This is a genomic window from Micromonospora sp. SYSU B005 (assembly GCF_055362685.1).
The window spans coordinates 44,014-63,286 of the sequence record NZ_JAXCFU010000015.1 but is presented as its reverse complement, the minus strand read 5'-3'; the positions used below and the strand labels follow the sequence as shown (position 1 = coordinate 63,286).

At 74.3% G+C, this 19,273-nt stretch carries 16 protein-coding genes and 1 pseudogene; 13 read left to right on the top strand and 4 right to left on the bottom strand.

Annotation, left to right across the window (positions count from 1 at the left end; genetic code table 11):
- Window positions 1-76 precede the first annotated feature (76 nt).
- Window positions 77-1,213 carry a hypothetical protein gene (locus SM452_RS26100; protein ID WP_355510771.1) on the top strand — a complete coding sequence of 379 codons (1,137 nt, stop codon included), beginning with the start codon at window positions 77-79 and terminating at the stop codon, window positions 1,211-1,213.
- Between the two features lie 46 nt (window positions 1,214-1,259).
- Here SM452_RS26100 and SM452_RS26095 read toward each other — a convergent pair whose 3' ends face one another.
- Entirely contained in the window at window positions 1,260-1,808 is a 549-nt protein-coding gene (locus SM452_RS26095; protein WP_355510768.1) for a TetR/AcrR family transcriptional regulator, read from the bottom strand.
- Between the two features lie 107 nt (window positions 1,809-1,915).
- On the opposite strand from SM452_RS26095, the gene SM452_RS26090 reads away from it, so the two are divergent.
- The 4 genes from SM452_RS26090 (at window position 1,916) to SM452_RS26075 (ending at window position 4,828) form a co-directional block, all read left to right on the top strand.
- Window positions 1,916-2,329, top strand: coding sequence for a nuclear transport factor 2 family protein (locus SM452_RS26090; protein WP_262015053.1), 414 nt, complete (start codon window positions 1,916-1,918; stop codon window positions 2,327-2,329).
- On the top strand, window positions 2,326-3,165 hold the full coding sequence (locus tag SM452_RS26085) for a Rossmann-fold NAD(P)-binding domain-containing protein (protein WP_262015052.1): 840 nt from the start codon (window positions 2,326-2,328) through the stop codon (window positions 3,163-3,165). Before SM452_RS26090 ends, SM452_RS26085 begins: the two co-directional genes overlap by 4 nt.
- Window positions 3,166-3,371: 206 nt before the next feature.
- Window positions 3,372-4,319: a hypothetical protein gene (locus tag SM452_RS26080; protein WP_262015051.1), complete on the top strand. Its 948-nt coding sequence runs from the start codon at window positions 3,372-3,374 to the stop codon at window positions 4,317-4,319.
- A 47-nt stretch (window positions 4,320-4,366) separates the two neighbouring features.
- Window positions 4,367-4,828: an HAD domain-containing protein gene (locus SM452_RS26075; RefSeq protein ID WP_355510763.1), complete on the top strand. Its 462-nt coding sequence runs from the start codon at window positions 4,367-4,369 to the stop codon at window positions 4,826-4,828.
- A 25-nt stretch (window positions 4,829-4,853) separates the two neighbouring features.
- Here SM452_RS26075 and SM452_RS26070 read toward each other — a convergent pair whose 3' ends face one another.
- The gene (locus tag SM452_RS26070) at window positions 4,854-6,026 is read right to left on the bottom strand and encodes a hypothetical protein (protein ID WP_355510760.1); all 1,173 of its coding nucleotides are present in this window, start codon (window positions 6,024-6,026) and stop codon (window positions 4,854-4,856) included.
- A gap of 269 nt (window positions 6,027-6,295) precedes the next feature.
- On the opposite strand from SM452_RS26070, the gene SM452_RS26065 reads away from it, so the two are divergent.
- Entirely contained in the window at window positions 6,296-6,922 is a 627-nt protein-coding gene (locus SM452_RS26065; RefSeq protein ID WP_262015049.1) for a M23 family metallopeptidase, read from the top strand.
- 9 nt (window positions 6,923-6,931) lie between these two features.
- Here SM452_RS26065 and SM452_RS26060 read toward each other — a convergent pair whose 3' ends face one another.
- Window positions 6,932-7,345 carry a DUF4260 domain-containing protein gene (locus tag SM452_RS26060; RefSeq protein ID WP_262015048.1) on the bottom strand — a complete coding sequence of 138 codons (414 nt, stop codon included), beginning with the start codon at window positions 7,343-7,345 and terminating at the stop codon, window positions 6,932-6,934.
- Between the two features lie 152 nt (window positions 7,346-7,497).
- Between SM452_RS26060 and SM452_RS26055 the strand changes: the two genes are divergently transcribed.
- From SM452_RS26055 to SM452_RS26040, 4 genes are all read left to right on the top strand, one after another.
- Window positions 7,498-8,037 (top strand): DUF1697 domain-containing protein, encoded by a 540-nt coding sequence (locus SM452_RS26055; RefSeq protein WP_355510757.1) that lies wholly within the window; start codon window positions 7,498-7,500, stop codon window positions 8,035-8,037.
- Window positions 8,038-8,068: 31 nt separating this feature from the next.
- Complete coding sequence (locus SM452_RS26050) at window positions 8,069-11,164, top strand: BTAD domain-containing putative transcriptional regulator (RefSeq protein WP_463840900.1); 3,096 nt, start codon at window positions 8,069-8,071, stop codon at window positions 11,162-11,164.
- A gap of 117 nt (window positions 11,165-11,281) precedes the next feature.
- Window positions 11,282-12,985, top strand: coding sequence for a bifunctional 3-(3-hydroxy-phenyl)propionate/3-hydroxycinnamic acid hydroxylase MhpA (gene mhpA, locus SM452_RS26045; RefSeq protein ID WP_463840899.1), 1,704 nt, complete (start codon window positions 11,282-11,284; stop codon window positions 12,983-12,985).
- A 36-nt stretch (window positions 12,986-13,021) separates the two neighbouring features.
- Window positions 13,022-13,966, top strand: a complete 945-nt coding sequence (locus SM452_RS26040) for a GIY-YIG nuclease family protein (protein ID WP_262015044.1) — start codon at window positions 13,022-13,024, stop codon at window positions 13,964-13,966.
- Between the two features lie 13 nt (window positions 13,967-13,979).
- Here SM452_RS26040 and SM452_RS26035 read toward each other — a convergent pair whose 3' ends face one another.
- The gene (locus tag SM452_RS26035; RefSeq protein ID WP_463840898.1) at window positions 13,980-14,552 is read right to left on the bottom strand and encodes a hypothetical protein; all 573 of its coding nucleotides are present in this window, start codon (window positions 14,550-14,552) and stop codon (window positions 13,980-13,982) included.
- A gap of 39 nt (window positions 14,553-14,591) precedes the next feature.
- On the opposite strand from SM452_RS26035, the pseudogene SM452_RS26030 reads away from it, so the two are divergent.
- From SM452_RS26030 to SM452_RS26020, 3 genes and pseudogenes are all read left to right on the top strand, one after another.
- Window positions 14,592-14,882, top strand: a pseudogene (locus SM452_RS26030) (type VII secretion integral membrane protein EccD); the annotation flags it as partial.
- Between the two features lie 6 nt (window positions 14,883-14,888).
- Window positions 14,889-16,244, top strand: coding sequence for a type VII secretion protein EccB (eccB, locus tag SM452_RS26025; RefSeq protein WP_463840897.1), 1,356 nt, complete (start codon window positions 14,889-14,891; stop codon window positions 16,242-16,244).
- A gap of 7 nt (window positions 16,245-16,251) precedes the next feature.
- Window positions 16,252-19,272 carry a hypothetical protein gene (locus tag SM452_RS26020; RefSeq protein WP_463840896.1) on the top strand — a complete coding sequence of 1,007 codons (3,021 nt, stop codon included), beginning with the start codon at window positions 16,252-16,254 and terminating at the stop codon, window positions 19,270-19,272.
- Window position 19,273 lies beyond the last annotated feature (1 nt).

The following is a 19,273-nucleotide window of genomic DNA, read 5'->3' as shown; positions in this document are numbered from 1 at the left end:
ACCGCGCTCGGGCGCACGCGCAGCGTCGCGGAACGCGATGCTGAGGTCCGACCACCGATCGGGGAAGAGGGCCACCATGGGATCACTGGCACGGTACGGGCTGTCGGCAGCGACAGTCTCCACTCTGGCGGCGGGTGTGCTGCTCCCACCGGTCGCACCGGTCGCGGCCGCCACGCCTTCGACGTGGACGGCGACGATCCCCGCGCTGATCCACGAGAGCCGGCTGACCGACGTGGCCGCCACCGGTCCGAACAACGCCTGGTCCGTCGGCTACCAGGCGTCGACATACACGGGGTACTCGATCGACCAGCCGTACGCCCTGCTGCGGTGGAACGGGCGGACGTGGACGGAACGGCGCCTGCCGCACCAGGCGTATCTGCTGTACAAGGTGGACGCGGCGGGCGCCCGGGACGTCTGGACGGTGGGCTCCCGGCGCCTCGGCGAGTCGTACGCCGGGCACTTCGACGGCGTGACCTGGACGGCGCACGCGCCGTGGCCCGCCCCGGCGGGGACCTCGGAGCTGCTGGACGTGGCCGCCACCGGCGGCGGACGGGCCGTGTTCGTCGGCCACGACGGCGGCCGGCCGCTGGTCGTCGAGGGCGGCACCGGTCAGTTCGGCCGGGTCGCGGTGCCGGGTACGGAGGGAGTCAACGGTGTCCTGCGGGCGGTCTCGCGAACTCCGGACGGTGGCGTGTTCGCCGCCGGGGAGCGGTACGTCGCCGACGCGCCCTACCCGGAGCCGATGATCGCGCAGCGCGTCGGCGGGTCGTGGCGGGTGGCGCCGCTGCCGTCGATCCCGAGCGCCCGGCTGACCGGCGTGTGGGCCCGCTCGTCGACCGACGCCTGGGCGGTCGGCACCCAGGACTACGACTCCGCCCCCAAGCCGGTCATCCTGCACTGGGACGGCCGGACGTGGCAGCGGGTGGCCGGACCGGCGCCGGCCGGCTGGGTGTACGCGGTCGCCGGTGACGTGAACGGCAACGTCTGGATCAGCGGCACGAACCCGATCCCGCCGTACGTCGAGTACCCGGGCACGCTGCTGCTGCGCTACACCGGCGGGCGATGGAGCGTCGCGTACGGGCCGAAGGTCGAGGGCAACGATCCGAGCCTGGACGCCCTGGCGAACATCCCGGGGACCTCGTCGTTCTGGGGGAGCGGCACGGTGTCGACAGCCGGGCTCCGCCTCACCGCCGTGATCGAGCGGACCAGGTGAGGGTGGGGGGCGTGAGCGCGGCACCGCTCACGCCCGCCGGGAAGAACTACCGCCCGGGGGCCAGCACCGAACGGGTCAGCGCCGCCAGCCCGGCGTCCCAGCGCTCGTCGGGCCAGTCGCGGAGATGCTCGACGAGGTCGCTGCGCACCGCAGCCAGCAGGGCGTGGGCGAGGAACTCCGCCGACTCGGGGCCCCGGGCCTCGGACACGATGGCGGTCAGCGTCGCGTGCCACTCCTCGTACGACTCGTTGCGATAGGGGCTTCCGCTTCCCGCGTTCTCCAAGGCCAGCGTGAGGACCCGGTTGGCCCGCTTGAACCGGACCAGTCCCCGCAGCAGGTGCAGGGCCCGGTCCGCCGGCGAGTCGCCGGGCAGGCTCGCCGCGAGTGACGCCTGGAGCTGTTCGCCGCGTGCGCCGTAGAGGGCTTGGATGAGGCCCAGCCGGTCGCCGAAGTGGCGGAACAGCGTGCCCTTGCCCACGCCGGCGGCAGCGGCGACGTCGTCCATGGAGATCCGGTCGGGGTCGTTCGCCGCCTCGAACAGCCGGTCGGCCGCGGCGAGCACCGCCTCCCGATTCCGCGCCGCGTCAGCACGCACTCCTGCCCCCTATCGCAAACGGACCGTCAGTCCGCTATGGTGAAGCGGACCGGCCGTCCGCTTATCGTAGATCACCGCGGGCGGCCCGCCGACAGGAAGGAACAGCAGTGCCGAGTACCGCCACCGATGTGTTCCACCAGGCCCTGGATCTTCTGCTCGTCAAGGACATGCCGGGCTTCATCGCCCTGTTCGCCGACGACGCCGTCATGGAGTTCCCCTTCGCGCCGCCCGGGCGGCCCAGCCGGGTGGCCGGCCGCGCCGAGCTGCACGACTACCTCATCGACTACCCGCGGACCCTGGACATCCGCGAGATCGCCGACGTCACCGTGCACCAGACCGCCGACCCGGAGGTGATCGTCGCCGAGTTCACCGCCACCGGCGTCGTCGTCGCCACCGGCGAGCCGTACCGGCTGCGCTACATCGCCGTCCTCACCATCAGGGCCGGGCGGATCGTGCGCTACCGCGACTACTGGAACCCCCTGGCCGTGCGGGAACTGTTCGGCGAGGGGGTACGGGCATGATCCTCGTCGTCGGAGGCACGGGAACGACGGGCCGACTCGTCGCCGCGAGACTCGCCGCCGCCGGCCGCCGGACCCGCGTCGCCAGCCGCCGGGCGTCCGCCGAGGGCGTCCGCTTCGACTGGTACGACCGCAGCACGCACGACACGGCGCTGGACGGTGTGACAGGGCTCTACCTGATCGCGCCCCTCGGCGACGCCGACCCGGCGCCGACCATGCTGCCGTTCCTGGACCTGGCCCGGCGCGCCCGGGTACAACGGGCCGTCCTGCTCAGCTCCTCGGCGATCGAGGCGGGCACCCCGGGACTGGGCGAGGTGCAGGCCCATCTCGGCGAGATGATCCCCGAGTGGGCGGTGTTGCGACCCTCCTGGTTCATGGAGAACTTCGTCGGCGAGCACCCGCATGCCGCGAGCGCCCGGGACCGGGGCGAGATCGTCAGCGCCACCGGCGACGCCCGCGTGGGCTTCGTCGATCCGGCCGACATCGCCGAGGTGGCGGTGCGTGCCTTCACCGACCCGGCGCCCCACGACACCGAGCACGTCATCACCGGTCCCGAGCGACTGAGCTACGCCGACGTCGCCGCCACGCTCACCGACCTCCTCGGCCGCCCGGTCCGGCACCGCGCGGTCGACGAGGACGCGCTCACCGCGTACCACGAGGCTCACGGCCTCGCGCCCGACTACGCCCGCTTCCTCGCGGGCCTGGACACGGCCGTCGCCGCGGGCTCGGAGGACCGGGTCACGACGACCGTCGCGGACGTGACCGGCCGGCCACCCCGGACGTTCCGGGACTTCTGCCGCGACCGGCTGGCCGGGGCATCTCGGGCCGTGGACGTCTGAGATCGGCCCCGGCCGCCGTCAGGCGGGGCTGGAGGGCTCGGTCCTGCTCGCCCGTTGCTCGCCGACATCGAAGCAGGCCGCGAACTCGCGCTCACCACTGACGTCGACGGCGCCTGACCGTCTCGTCGACGGGTCGCGCGCTGACGTGCAGCCGGACAGCTCGGCGTCGATCCGGTGTTGTCGGAGGCCGTGGCTATCCTTTCGCGGTGTCGTACGCCGATCTCACTTCCGCGCAGTGGAACGACCTCTCCGACAGCGCTGTCGGCCGGCTGGCGCAGGACATCGCCGGCCGGCACGAGCTGACAGTGGCCGGTGTGGAGAACAGGGCGTACGCGGGCCGGTCGCACCGCACGGCCCTGTTCGACCGCGGCGGGATGCGGTTCGCGCTCGTCCCCGGCGGCCGCCCGGCGCTCGGCTACGACGCGGCCCGGTTCCGTCCCGCCGCACACCAGACCGCCGAGTACGCCGACAGCGCCGCCGAGTTCGGCCTCCCGTCGCTGACCGAGTACGTCGACTCGATGACGTCGCCCGTCCGCGACGTCGACATGCCCGCGATGCTGATCGCGGTGGACGCCTTCGACCCGTGCGAGGTGCCACTGGCGCCGGACGACCCGCGCGTGCGCGAGCTGGTCGCGGCGGCCGGGGGCCGGTTCGGCGGGGTGCGCACCTTCCGGTCCGGTGACGGGCTGACCGTGGAGTTCGACCGGACGACCGGGAAGGTGGTGCGCGCCCGGGCGATCCGCGAGGTCTCGTACGACGACGCGATGGCCGGGCTGGCCGACCTCGGCCTGCGCACGACCACTCCGGACGAGTGGGAGTGGGCGTGTGGCGCCGGTGCGGCGACGCTGTTCCGCTGGGGCGACGACTGCCCCGGCGACGGCTACCCGTACGACCACAGGACCGGCCCGCACCGGCAGGAGAACCTCTGGGGTCTGGCGATCGGGCAGGATCCCTACCGGCACGAGGCGACGACCGAGCGCACCGTCGTGTGCGGTGGGGACGGCGGCGGTGCCACCTGCGGCGGCAGCGGCTTCTTCCTGGGCTGGCTCACCCTGGCGACCGCGTACCGCGACGAGGATTTCGGCCGGTGGGCCGCCTCCGACGACGGGTACGCCGACGAGATCCTGACCCGGCCCGTCATCGAGCTGGGCTGAGGCCCGGATGGACGCCAGGACCGGCGAACCCTTCCGCACGGTGGGCGATGACTGATCGTCCGCTGCTGTTCCTGGACGTCGACGGGACGCTCCTGCCCTTCGGCGGCTCCGCCGGGCCGCCGGCGGACGGCGTCAACCCGCTGCTGGCCGGTCTGGACGCCGGGCACGGCCACCGGCTCGCCGCGTTGCCGTGCGATCTCGTGTGGGCCACGACCTGGATGCACGACGCCAACGAGGTGCTCGCGCCACGGCTCGGCCTGCCTCCGCTGCCGGTCGTCGACTGGCCGGACGACGAGGACGACGGCGGTCGGCTGCACTGGAAGACGCGGCGGCTCGTCGAGTGGGCCGCCGGACGCCGGTTCGTGTGGCTGGACGACGAGATCACCGACGCCGACCGGAGGTGGGTGGCAGGGAACCACGGCGCGCCGGCGCTCCTGCACCGCGTCGATGCCCGCTGCGGCCTCACCGACGCGGACCACCGATTCGTCGCGCGATGGCTGAGGGGATAGGACCTAGTGTCGGCGTCCGCGCGCCCTAAGCGACCCGGTCGCGTGGCAACGCCCGGGCGGGCAGCACCAGGACCTTCCCGTCCTCCTTCTCGACGAGGCCGATCTCGACATCGGGCAGATCCGACACGGACACGGTCTCCTCGTCCGCGAGCTGACGCAGGCGGCCCGGCCATTCGAGCAGGTTGTTCACCTCGCCCTGGGTCAACAGGCGATCGGTGAAGCTCTTGGTGGGTGCCCGCAGCCGCAGGTCCGCGAGGGCGCCGAGGAGCGCGTGCAGTTCGTCCTGGAGTTCGTCAACGCTCCGCTGCTCGTCCTGCAACATCGCGGTGAAGCGGCGGAAACTGAGCTCGGGCGACTTCTGGGCGTGCTCGACGGCTTGCAGCACCGCGATCCGTCGCTTCGTCGCGATGGCCAGTGAAGCCAGCCGGAGCTCGACGCGGAAGGCGCCGTCGGGCTTGTCGATCCCGGGGAAGGCCTTGATGAGGTCGGCGACCTCCACCCCGTCGGAGGAGAACGCCGCGACCTTCGCCCGCCATGCGCCCGCCCTGCGTCGGGCCGCGGCGATGGCGGTGTCGACGGTGTGTACGGCCGCGTCCAGGCCGAGAGAATGTCCCGCCTCACCCTTGTCGAGCAGGAGCGCGGTCGCCCGTTCGACGGCCGCCGTCGCGCCGTGGAGGCGGTCGCGTTCCGCGTCGAGGTTCTCGGCGGTCAGCTCCTCGAGAAGCTCGGTGACCCTCTCCATGGCCTTACGACGCTGCTCTTCGGCGTACACGCTCGCGGCGGTCGCCACGGCGAGCAGGATGAACGCCGCCGCGGCGGTGACGATACCGGCGGTGGTCGCCGCCTTCGCGGTGCCGCTCACCGCTCCCGTGACGCCTGGCCGGGACGCGTCGGCCGCCACCGGCACGAAGGTGGCCTTCTGCACGATGCCCGTCTTGCCGAGGATGTCGCCATGGATGCCACCCGCGACGGCCTTGGACGGCATGGACCGGACGAGACCGTCACCGAGCTGCGAGGCCACCGACCTCGGCACCACCATGCGGTACAGCGTCTCCGTCGACCCTGCGGCGGCCGTCGCCGCAGACCCGGCGTTCGGCGTCTTCAGCAGCCGCCGGAGCTCCATCGCGAGCGGCGACGCGGCGTCGAGGAGCCGTCCGCCTCGGATGTCCGTCGCCGGCGGAAGCGGGTACGCCTCCACCGTGACGAGCGGCGTGTCGAGGAACGCGGCGAGCGCCTGCCGCAGCCCGGCCAGCCGTTCCGGTGACATGCCCTTGTGGTCCACGGGAAGCTCCGCCGCCCGCGAGATCTTCCCGGGCTCCGTCGCCAGGGTCCACACCGGCACGTGCTGATGGTCCGTCACGCCGTTCCGCCGTTCCTAGTCGTGGCGAGCGCCATGAGACTAGCCAGTGCGTCGCTGATCGGCAGACCCGTGTCTGCCACCGGACACCGCCTGTCATGCTCGAAACGATGACCACCGAGCGCCCACGCGGCTCCCGTCTCCCGCGCGTCCTGCTGATCGTCGGCGTCCTCGGGTCGCTCGCCGCCGTCGCGGCGATCGTGGTGCCGCTGGTGCGGCCACCCGGCCCGCGACCGGACTTCCAGCTCCCGGTGGCCTGCGGCGAGACGTGGCGGCTGTCCACCTATCCGGGCCACGACGACTACGACGTCGACCTCTTCCCGACCTCCGGGGAGGCGTGGGGGAGGCCGGTGCTCGCCTCCGCCGACGGCACCGTCACGGTCGCGGGGATCAACGGCTCGCTGGGTGGCCGCACCCCGCAGGATCCGGACGGGCCGCGCGGGCGCGGCGGCGGCTACTGGGTCAAGATCGATCACGGTGGCAAGTGGGAGACGCAGTACCTGCACCTGCTCGAACCGCCGTCGGTGCAGGCCGGTCAGCGGGTGGCCCGGGGCGACCAGCTCGGGCGGGTCGGCAGCACCGGGAACTCCGGGGCCCCGCATCTGCACTACGAGCAGCGCCGCGGCTGGGAGAAGGTGGAGGCCCACTTCGACGGCGTGCCCTCCGGGATCACGTCCGACGACCGCGAGTACTCGGTGCGGCTGACGAGCGCGAACTGCGCGCCGTCGCGCCAGTGACCGGGGCGGTCAGCGTCCGTCGGTGGTGGTCCGGGCGCGGCGGGCCTTTCCGATCAGGCCGAGGTGGGTGTGCTCGAACCCTTCGCCCGTCTTGAGGCCGTACCCCAGCGCGCGGTCGACGGCGATGTGGAACGCCCACGCGACGGCCAGGACGCCGAGCCAGTCGATCCGGTCGCCGGACGCGGCCGCCGCCACGGCCACCGCGCCGAGCGCCGCCGGCAGCGCGTACGAGTGCGCCAGGTTGTAGCAGACGGCGCCGACGCGCGGCCCGCGCAGGTAGCCGAGCATGGACAGGTCGAAGACGAGGAAGAGGGCGAGCAGCGACCACCACGGGTATCCGGCCGCGACGGTCACGACGACGGCGAGGACAGCGACGACGGCGGCCTCGACGCGCTGTGTCGTGACGGGGTTCAGCTGCGGCATCTCCCACCTCGATGTCGGTGCCGGGGACCGGCGCGGAGGCGGCCGGCTCGCGCCGTCGGCCTGCCCGGACAGCGTACGCAGGCGACTGGGGCCGGTGCGTCGAGGTCACGGACGTACCACGGTGACGCCACGGCCGGTTACCATCCCGAGTCATGGCGAGATACGTCGCTCTGCTGCGCGCGGTGAACATCGGTGGCGCCAGTTCCATGGCGATGGCGGAGCTGAAGGAGGTCTTCGTCTCCTGCGGCTTCGACCAGGTGGCGACCTACATCCAGAGCGGCAACGTGGTGTTCGGCTGCCCGGAGACCGACGAGGCCGCGATCCTGGCCGAGATCGGCCGGGGCATCACGCGGCGGTGGGGCCGGGACGTGCCGGTGCTGCTGCGCAGCCTGGCCGAGCTGGACGCGATGATCGCCGCGAATCCCTATGTCGACGCGCAGACCGATCTGACGAAGCTGCTGGTGACGATGCTCAGCAGCGACCCCGGCGCGGACAAGCAGGCGGCGCTCGCGTCCCCGCCCGGCGAGACCGGGACGCTGACGCTCGTCGGCCGGGACGTGTTCGTGCACGTGCCCGACGGGTACGGGCGCAGCAAGCTCGGCAACGCCTTCGTGGAGAAGAAGACGGGTGTGGTCGGCACGACCCGCAACTGGCGCTCGGTGCTGAAGTTGCGTGAGATGGCGGCGGCCTGACCCGGCGCCGGGCACGAGGGACGTCGTCGAGGTGACTGTGCAGTTCCGGGTGCTGGGTCCGCCGGAGGTCGTCCGGAACGGCCGGGTGGTGCCCCTCGGCGGCCCGAAGCAGCAGGCACTGCTGGCCCTGTTCCTGCTGCGCCCGAACCGGTTCGTCGCCACCGACTGGCTTGTCGACGCGCTCTGGGACGGAAGACCGCCGGCCAGCGCCCAGACCACGCTGCGCACCTACGTCGCCGGGCTGCGCCGGGCCGTGGAACCGCAACGCTCCCACCGCGAGCCGGCGCGCGTCCTGCGCAGCCACCCCCGGGGGTACGAGCTGCGGGTGGACGCCGACGCGGTGGACGCGGCCCGGTTCGGCGCCCTGGTGGACCGGGCGGCGGACGCGCTCGCGGCCGGGCGGCCGGAGTCCGCCGAGCGGACGTACACCGAGGCGCTGGCGTTGTGGCGCGGTGACCCGCTGGCGGGCGTGGCCGACCTGACCACGGTGCGCCCGGAGGCGGCCCGGCTGGCCGAGCTGCGGGTGAGCGCCGAGGAAGGGCGGTTGACAGCGGCCGTCACCGCGGGCCGGCACGCGACGCTGCTGCCGGAGCTTCGCCGGTTCGTGTCGGCGCATCCGCTGCGCGAGGGCGCCCGGGCGCAGTTGATGCTGACGCTGTACCGGTCGGGGCGGCAGACCGAGGCGCTCGCCGTCTTCGACGAGGGCCGCCGGATCCTGGCCGGCGAGTACGGGATCGACCCGGGGGAGCAGATCCGGGCGGCGCACCGGCTGATCCTGGAGCAGGCCATACCGCAGGACCGGAGCAGTCCCGCGGACACCGGCGGCCCGGCGGCCGGGACCGCCTCGGAGCGCGACGTCGAGGCGCTCGTGGGGCGGGACGCGGAGCTGGACCGCCTGCGGGAGGCGCTGGACGCGGCGACCGGGCAGGGCGGGCGGGTGCTGACGCTGGTGGGGGAGGCCGGCATCGGCAAGACCAGCCTCGCCGCGGCGCTCGGCGTCCGCGCCGCCGCGAACGGCGTCCCGGTGGTCTGGGGTCGCTGCCCGGACGTCGGGCAGGCGCCGCCGTTCTGGCTGTGGAGCCAGGTGGTACGCGCGCTGCTGGCGCTGCCGCACGCCCGCGCCGCCGGCTCGGCGAGCCGGCTGGACGGGTTCGCCACGGGCGCGCCGAGCGGACCGGCGGACGGTCGCGGCCTGGACCCCACGGCGCGGTTCCAGGTGTACGAGGCGGTGGCGGACCTGGTGCACGCGGCGGCCCGGGAGCGCGGGCTGCTCGTCGTCCTCGACGACCTGCACGCCGCCGACCCGGATTCGCTGCTGTTGCTGCGGTTCCTCGCCACCGCCCTGCCGGCGTCGCGGGCGCTGGTGGTCGCCACGCTGCGACCGTACGACGACGATCCGGCCCTGGTGGCGACTGTGGCCGAGCTGGCGCGCGGACGCGGCTTCGGTCAGGTCCGGCTCGCCGGGCTGGACGCCGCGGCGGTCGCCGACCTGGTCCGGGACCGCACCGGCGTGGCGCCGCCGCAGCCGCAGGTGACCCGGCTCGTGACCCGCACCGGCGGGAACCCGTTCTTCCTCACCGAGCTGCTGCGGTCCCGGGCCGACGCGGGCGCCGACGCGGAGCTGCCGCCGAGCATCCGCGACACGGTACGGCTGCGGCTGACCGGGCTGCCCGCTGCCACCCGGCGTTGCCTCGACCTGCTCAGCGTCGCCGGACACGATCTGGACCTGGCAGTGCTGGCGGCGGCGCTGGACGGCACGGCCGAGGCGGTCGCCGAGGACCTCGCACCCGCGTACCCGGCCGCGCTGGTGGTCGAGACCGGGCCGGGCGCGCTCGCGTTCCGTCATCCGCTGATCGCCGAGGTCACCTACGCCGAGCTGGTCCCGCCGCGCCGGGCCGCGCTGCACGCCCGGCTGGCCGCCGCGTACGAGCGGACCGCGGGCACCGCACCGGCGGAACTGGCCCACCACTACGGCGAGGCGATCGGGCTCGGCCACGGCGAGGACCACCTGCGGTGGTCACTGCGCGCCGCCGACGACGCCACCCGCCGGGTCGCCTACGAGGACGCGCTCGGCCACCTGGAACGCGCCGCGCTCCGGCTCGCCCCCGCCGCACGGGTGTCGCCCGACGTGGCGCACACCGAGCTGACCGTCCAGTTGCACCGCGCCTCCCTGCTCCAGATGACAGTGGGCGTCGGCAGCGACGCCGTCGACCGGGTCTGCGCCCGGGCCCGGGAGCTGCTGACGCTCGTCGGGCCGGACGCGGACATCCGCCACGCGCTCTGGGCGCTCGGTGAGCTGGCCGCCAACCGGGCCGAGTTCGCGATCTGCGCCGACCTCGCCGGGCGGCTCGTCCGGGCGCCCGACGACGGCAGCGGGCTGATCGCCGTCGCCGGGGAGTACCTGCTGGGCGCGGTCGGCTACTTCACCGGCCGGCAGGCCGACGGCGAGCGGCGGCTCACCGCCGGCATCGAGCGGCTGCGTACCGTCGACCGGGCGCTGCTGCGCCGCGAGGTGGGCCGGCGTCCGGTACTTGCCTGCCACAACTTCCGGGCGCTCGTACGCTCGATGCGCGGCGACCCGGCCGGCGCGTGGGCGGACATCGCCGCCGCCGAGGCCCTCGCCGAGGAACTCGACGACCCGTACGGCCGCGCCAACGCGGCGCTCTACGCGGCCTGGCTGGCGATGCAGGAACACGACGTGGCAGCGGCCGACGCGGCGGGCCGGCGGTGCCGGGACATCGGCCGGGACACCGGCCTGCCGCACATGACCGCGACCGGCGCGTACTTCCTGGAGTGGGCCGCGGCGCGCGGCGGCGACCACGGCCGGCTCGACGCGATGCGCGCCGCCGCCGACGAGTTCTACCGGCCCGGACTGCGGTCCACCCGGACCATCACGCTGTGCGCGATGGCCGAGGCGTACCTGACCGCCGGTCGTCCGGAGACCGCGGCGACGCTTGCCGGTGAGGCGCTGGCGGTGGCGGACCGGGTCGGCGAGCGCGTCTTCGTCGCGGAGCTGCACCGGATCCGCGGCGCGGCCCGGCGCGACCGCGCCGAGTGGGACCTCGGCGCGCGGATCGCCGCCGACCAGGGCGCGGGCCTGCTGCTGCCCCGGTTCGCCGCGTTCTGACCGGTGTGGAGGCCCGCCTCCACGCCGTCTCCACACCCCTTCCACAGCGGACTGGTGCCCTGACCGGTGCCGGACGGCGGAGAACCGTCCGGGACCACGTTCCGAAGGGGCACCACGATGGAAACAGTTCAGCCGCCGGCTCACCAGGAGGTCCAGGAGGTCGAGGTCGCCGTCATCGGCTGCGGGCCGGTGGGCGCGCTCACCGCCAACCTGCTCGGCGCCCGCGGCGTCACCACGCTGGTCGTGGAGCGCAGCGCCACGCCGCACGGCCAGCCGCGTGCCTTCTCCTGCGACGACGAGGCGTTGCGCATCTACCAGCAGGCGGGCCTGCTCGACGAGATACGCGACGAGACGATCGCGCCGCCGCTCGTCGAGTACGTCAACGGCGCGGGCCGGGTCTTCGCCCGGATGAGGCTGTCCGAGACGGACTTCGGGTACGGGCACGCGCCGCTGCGCTTCTTCGACCAGCCGCGACTGGAACACACGCTGCGCACCGGGCTGGACCGCTTCCCGCACGTCCGGCTCGCGCTCGGCACCGAGCTGGTCGGCCTGACCCAGGACGAGGACGGCGTGACGGTGCTGCTGTCCGACGTGGTCACCGGGCAGCGGCGGGCGGTCCGCGCCCGGTACGTGCTCGGCTGCGACGGCGCCCGCAGCGCCACCCGCGCCGCCGTCCGGATCCCGCTGTCCGGGGCGAGCTACGCCGAGCCGTGGCTGGCCGTCTCCGGCGACGTGCCGCCCGACGCGGTACGGGTACCCGACACCACGTTCGTCTGCGACTGGCAGCGCCCGGCCTTCGTGTCCCCCGGCGCGGCCGGCAGCTACCGGATGGAGTTCATGCTGCGCCCGGGCGAGACCGAGGACGAGGTGCGGCGGCCGGAGAGCATCGCCGCGCTCGTCTCGCCGTACGTCGACCCGGACCGGTTCGCCGTCACCCGGGCGGTGGTCTACACCTTCCACCACCTCGTCGCGCAGCGGTGGCGGGAGGGACGGGTGTTCCTGCTCGGCGACGCGGCCCACCAGATGCCCCCGTTCATGGGCCAGGGCCTGTGCAGCGGCCTGCGCGACGCGGCGAACCTGTCGTGGAAGCTGTCGCTGGTGCTGTCCGGCGCCGCCGGCTCCGCCGTGCTCGACACGTACGAGACCGAGCGGCGTCCGCACACGGTGGAGATGGCGCAGACGAGCGTCCGGCTGGGCCGCGTCTTCCTGGCCCGTAACCGGGTCACCGCCGGGATGCGCGACGCCGCGCTGCGGGCGGTCCAGACGATCCCCCGGGTACGGCGGTTCGTGGAACGGTTCGAGTTCAAGCCGGTGCCGGCGTACCGGCGGGGCCTGATGGCCGGCGGGCGGCGCGACGGCGTGGTCGGGACCATGTTCCCCCAGCCGCGGGTCCTCGTTCCGGGCACGCCCGGGGAGCGTCTGCTCGACGAGGTGCTCGGCGACGGCTTCGCCGTGCTCGGTCGCGCCGGTGTGGCCGACCCGCTCGGCGCGTGGCGACTGGGGCTGCCGGTGCGGTTCGTCGCGGTCCACCCGTCCGGCACGCCGCTCGCCGACCTGCCGGGTCCGTCCGCCGACGCACCGGCGACCGGCGGTCCGGACCGGGTCGACGTGGTGGACGCCGACGGGGTGCTCGGCGGGTGGCTGCGGCGGCACGGCGCCGACCTGGTGGTGCTGCGGCCGGACCGGTTCGTGTTCGCCCTGGTCACGGCCGGTGACGTCGAGCAGGTGGCACGGGACCTGTCGGCCGCCCTCGGTGCGCCGCCGGACGGAGACTGGACCCGGGCGGACGCCTCGGGACTCGCGGCGGCACCGAGCTCGTGACCTGACGTCCGGGAGCAAGGCCTATCATCGCGCACTGTGGACCGTGCGGAGGTCGACCGGCTGACTGTCGACGGGGTGGGTTCGATAGCGCACCTGCTGCCGAGGTCACGCGGTCGGTGCGGCATCTACGAGCTGACCTTCGCCGACGGCGAGCGGTACGTGGGGCAGGCCGTCGACGTGGTGGCCCGGTTCGGCATGCACCGCCAGAAGTGGCACGACATCGTCGAGATCGCCTTCCGGCGCGTACCCCGCGACCGGCTCGACGACGAGGAGCGGGAGCAGATCCGCAGGCGGGAGTCGGCCGGGGTGCGGCTGCGCAACGTCGTGCACACCGCCGGCCGGCTCGGCGCCGCCGAACTGGACCGGATCCTGCCCCCGTCGGAGCAGGAACGCTGGCTGGCCGGCCACGAGCCCTGCCCGATCCCCCTCGCGCTCCGCGAGGGGGACGCCGATCTGCGCCGCCGGACCCGCCACCAGTTCGACCGGCTGCGCGCCGACGCCCGGTTCACCGACGGGATGGCCCGCCTGATCGGGGCGTACCTGCGCCTCACGATGCCCGTACCGGAGCAGACCGAGCGCGACTTCTGGACGCTGACCGCGCTGCCGGGCACCAACTCCGCCAGCTTCCCGCGCCTGTTCACCGTCTCCGTGCACTCGCTGGAGACGCTGTTCGTCTGCCACGACCGGCGGCGGCCGCAGGATCTGCACATCCGCCTGAACGTCGACGAGGCCGCGGCTCGGTCACAGCTGCGCACCCGGCTCCGGCTGCGCGCGATGGGCGCGGCCCGAGCGCACTACCGGGTACGGCCGGGCGTGCTGGCGCTGCGGTTCGGATCGGTCGACGACGCGTACGACGCGCTGACCCGGCCGCAGATCGTCAAGGCGGCCCGCCGGCTCAACCTGGACCTGATGAGGAAGGGACCCGCGCTCAACTGGAAGACCCACTGCCCGGACCTCGTCCGGCACGTGCTGTCCGATTGAGCACGGGAACCGCTCACACCACGTCGGACACGCGGGTCAGGTTGGTGCGCTGCCAGTCGTGGTCGCCGAGAGAGCGGAACAGCAACTGGATGTTGCCGTTCGCGGCCGTGTAGGTGATCCGGAGCCGGTCGCCGCCCAGCCACACCGACAGCAGGCTGCGCCCCACCGGCGGCATCCCGTCGATCTGCACCCGCTCGGCCTGCCACGTGTCACCGTCCCCGGTCAGCTCCCACAGGCCGCCGTCGAAGTCGGCGAAGACCAGCAGCCAGCCGTCGGGCGCGCCGTCCACGCCGGGCAGCCGCTGCACCGCCGACGCGCTGCACTCGGGCAGGCCGAGTTCCGCGGTCAGCGACCGGGTGTGCCAGGCGCCGTCGTCGCCGACGGCGTACATCCGGATGTCCTGCCGGTGGTCGAGGCCGAACACCCGGTGCCGCTCGCCGGCGCGGTGTTCGCCCCACACCGGCATCATGGTCAGCGGCAGCGGATTCTCCGCCTGGGTGGCCCAGGTCAGCGAGATCTGCCCCCAGCCCTCGGGGCCCTCCCACAGCATCCGCAGGTGCTCCTCGGCGTCCCGGTAGACGATCACGTCGAGGCCGGTGACGCCGTCGACGTACCCGTAGGCTTCGGTTTCTGGCAGCGGGTCGCCCTGGTCGCGGCCGGTACCGTCGGCTACCTCATGGTGGCCCTGATGTTCTCCGACAAGCTCGCCCCGACCGGCCGGTACGTCCTGCTCGGCGGGCTCGTCGCCCTTCTGGTGCCGCTGGTGATGGCCGCGCTGCGGCCGTGGCCGCGACGCATGCTGCCGTTCTGGGAGTACACCGCCGGCGGGCTGGACGTCGCCACCGGCCTGGCCGTGCTGCCGGTGCTCGCCCAGGTGCTCGGGCTCTACGCCTGGGCCCGCGGACTCTTCGGGTAGCCGGCCGTGCAGACCCAGCGCGACCACGTCCACGCCCACCAGCTCATGATGGGCCGGTTGAGTTCCGCCCTCGTGCAGGGCGACCCGTCCACGGCGGAGATTCCCGGGCAGCGTGCCGTCACCGGCCTGGCCTTCGGCGTGCTCATCAGCGTCCTGGTCGTGGCCGGGTTCGCCGTCTACGGCTGGATCGTCCCGGGCGGCAGCAAGGCGTACACCCGCAGCGGCGTGATCCTGGTGGAGAAGGAGAGCGGCAACAGGTACGTGTACCTCGACGGCGTGCTGCGCCCGACGCCTAACCTGACCTCGGCCATGCTGATCCAGGGCAGCGGCGCCACCGTGAAGCTCATCTCCAAGGAGTCGATCAAGGACGTTCCGCGCGGACCGTCGATCGGCATCGACGGCGCGCCGCAGTCGGTCGCCACCGGGCAGATGGTCGCCGGCCCGTGGCTGGCCTGCCTGCCCGGCTCGGTCACCGACGAACCCGGCGACCGCCTCGGCCTCAACCTCGACCCGCGCGCCGAGGCCGTCCCGCTGCCGGCCGACCGCTTCGCCGTCGTCCGCGCCGCCGACGGACCCACCTACCTGGTGACCGCCGGCCGCAGGCACCGGGTCGCCGACCCGGCGGTGCTCGTCGCGCTCGGCGCCACCACCACCCGCAAGGTGCCCGCCCCGCAGGACTGGCTCGACTTCCTGCCCGACGGGCCGGACCTGGCCCCGGCCACGATCCCCGGCGCGGGCCGCTCCGGGCGGGTCGGCGACCGGACGTACCCGATCGGCACGCTGTTCCGGCAGCGGCCCGACACCGGCGCGGAACAGCTGCTGGTGCTGCGCCGCGACGGCCTCGCGCCGCTGAGCCGGACCGAGTTCCTGCTCGCCACCGCCACCTCCGGGGAGGAGCCGGTGGAGCTGAGCGCCGCCGACCTCGCCGCGGCCCGGATGTCGGCCGACCGGTCACTGCTCACCCGGCTGCCCGACCTGACCGGCCTCACCCCGCAGGAACCCGGCCCGTACGCGCTGTGCCTGCGCCAGAGCGCGGTCGACGGAACGCGGTTCGACAGCACCGCCGTGCTCGCCCCGCTGGCCCGCTCCGGTGTCCGCCCCGACGGCCGCGCGACGGTGCTCACCGCGCCCGGCAGCGGCATGGCGGTGCTCCCGGCGCCGGTCGGCACCGGGTCGGCGCAACCCCTGCCCACGTACATCGCGGACGACGGAAAGGCGTACCCGATCGGCGACCAGGACGCGGTACGGGCGCTGAAGCTCGACCGGGTCGTGAACGTTCCCTTCCCGAGAGAACTGCTCGCGCTGGTGCCGCAGGGCCCGGCGCTGAGCATGAGGGCCCTCGCGGCCGCAGAAGTGGGGTAGGTCGATCATGGCAACCCGGTTCCGGGACCTGTTCGGCGGCGGCAAGGACCGCCCCGAGGGCGTCGTCCAGCACACCGTCGGCAACGCACTGGTGGTGCACGCCGAGGACGCCATCAGCCCGGAGGCCCAGTCGCTGGCGCTGTCCATGATCGAGGACGCGGAGAACGACGTGGTCGTGCTCGACCTCGGCGACGGGATGCCGATCAGCGCGTGGGAGTCGATGGCCGGGGTGCTGCCGCGCCGCCGCCGCGGCATCCGGCTCATCGCCTGCGGCCGGCACGGCAACTCCGCCGCGATGGCCGGTCAGTGGCTCTCCGAACGCCTCAACCGCACCGTCATCGCCCCGGACGGCGACCTGGTACGCGGCTCCGCCGGAACGCTGTTCGTCCACTCCGCACCGGGTAGCGGCTGGGTGCGGTTCCGGCCCGGCCGTCCGCCCGCCTGGGACGCCAAGCGCTACCCGACGCCGCGATGGGACCGGGCCGCGATCGACACCCGGCCGTCCAGCGCCACCGCCGAGATCGAGCCGATCCCGGCCGGGGTCTGGATCCACAGCAACCGCGACCCGCAGGTGGTCGACCCGCAACGGCAGCGGCTCACCGCGTACGTGCCGTGTCAGACCGAGACCATGACCGTGCTGCTGGGCTGCCCCGGCACACCGTCGCTGTCGCTCGACGACGTGGTGCGCTTCTGGCGCGGACTCGACGAGGAGAACCGCCAGCGTGTGCGCTTCGTGCAGTTCGGCGAGGTCCGCATCCCCGAGGGCGAGGCGTTCGGCCAGGCGCTCGCCGACCTGCTGAACACCGACGTCACCTGCTACACCGGCGTACCGATCGGCAGCCCGCACCGGTACGAGATCCGCACCGTGCTGCCGGACGGCGCGTTCGGCTGGGCGCCGTACGCGCTCGAACTTTCCTACACGCCCCGGGCGCACCCCAACTCGCGGGCCCGCCGGCCCGCCGTGCTCAGCCACCGCCCGCCGCTGCCCGGCGCCGAGGAGGTCGCGCCCCGGGTCTACTGGTTCGCACCCGGCGCCGTGGTCGAGGTGGTGCAGGCCGGTCTCTGGGTACGCTCCACCGTCGAGCCGAGGAACGCCGAGCAGGTCCGGTCCGCGATGCTCGACGCGGGCAGCGGCACGTTGGTCTTCGACGACACCGTCCACTCCACCGCCCACCGGATGCGGGAACTGGCACTCGACCTGGCCGCACGGGTCGACGGCATGGCGGGTACGAGCCGCGCGCTGATGCCGGCGTCGGTGCTGGTGCCCGGCGCGAGACCGGCCAGCCGGGCCGAGGTGGTCATCGACCTGGAAGCCGAGACGCGGGCGGTGGGCACGACCGTGCCGGTGCCCGCGTACATGGAGGTCGCCCCGTCCGCGCCTGTCGCACCGTCCGCGGCGGACAGCGTGGTGGTCGCCGTTCCCGCCCCGGTCCCGGCCGTCCCCGCCGATCGGGACCAGCCGGCCGCACCTCCCGCGGTGCCGCTTCCGGCCGCGCCCGCACCGTCGCCGCCGGTCGCGCCGCTCGTCCCGGAACTGCCGGCGCCGCCCGCGGTACCGTTCGTGTCCGCGCTCCCGGATCCGCCCGCGGTACCGCTGCCGGCAGCGCCTCCGGTCGTCTCCGAACTGCCCCCGCCGCCGGTCGTGGCGACGCTGCCGGACCCACCCGCGGTGCCGGTCGTCTCCGAGCTGCCCGCACCGCCCGCGTCGCCGGTCGTGTCCGGGTCACCTGCGCCGAAGCCGGTGCCGATCGCGTCCGAGCTGCCTGAGCCGCCCACGGTGCCGCTCGTGTCCGAGCTGCCGGCCCCACCTGCGGTGCCCCTGCCGACAGCGCCGCCGGTGGCACCCGTCGAGGACGCCGGGCGCGAGACGTACCCCGCGCCCCCCACCATGCCGGCGGGCTTCGGCGAGCCGGCACCGCCGACCATGCCTGCCGGTTTCGGCTCCGCGCTCGCGGCCCCGCCGGTGGCGGCCGGTCCGGCGGCGCCGGTCGCGGCCCCGCCGTCGATGCCGGTCGTCGCGGTCGACCTGCCGTCCGCCGGAGCCGGCCCGTCGCCCGTGACCGCGCCCGCGCGGACCGTCGAACCCGGCGGACCGACCGCACCTACCGGACCGGCCGCACCCGCCGGACACGTCAAGCCGTCGGACGCCCCCGAGTCGTCTTCGGGAAACGCCGAACCGTCGGAGGCCGCCGAACCGTCGGAGGTGGCCGCCGAGGCACGCGTGCAGCCGGTGCCCTCGGCCGGCGCCGGCGCGCTGCTGTCGGAGAAGAAGGGGCTCGCCGACGAGCGCGCCTGGCTGCGCCGCACGCTCAGTCGCGAGTTCGACGTGATGGCCAGCTCGGTGTCCCGGATCATGTCCGAGCACCCGGGCATGCAGGGCTCCGGCGTGTCCACCGAGGACGTGCTCGCCGACACGGTCGCGCTGCGGCTCTACCTGACCGGCCGGGGACCGGGCGTCGACGCCGGTCTGCGCTCCGGCCGCAAGGGACCGCACGTGCCGTTCGCGCGGTGCGTGGTCGCCGGGGTCTCCCGGATGCCGTCGTTCCGGGGCACCACCGTCTACCGGCTGTCGCCGACCGACGGCGAGTGGGCGCTCTACCAGGACCGGCGGCTGGTCACCGACTGGAGCTTCGTCAACGCGCTGACCCAGCCGTGCGCGTCCGAGGACGGCGACACCGACGTGCTGATCTGGTCGATGACCGCCCGCCGGACCAGCCTGCTGGAGCCGGAGGGGGACGAGCACGTCGAGGACCGGGTGCTGTTCCTGCCCGGCACGAACTTCAAGGTGCTGGACCTGCGCCGGCCCTCCGAGGGGGAGCGCGGCGCGGTCCTGCTGCGGGAGATCGGCGCCAACGAGATCGACGACACCGGCCGGGTCGACTCCAACCGGGTGTCGCTGGACGAGCTGGCGCTCACGTCGCTGCGGCGCAGCGTGGACCGCTGGGCTTCGGCCGAGCCCCGGGTACGCATCGGCGCGGCGGCCCGCGGGCGCCTGCGGGTGCTGCCCGGGCTGGACCGGAAGGGATGAC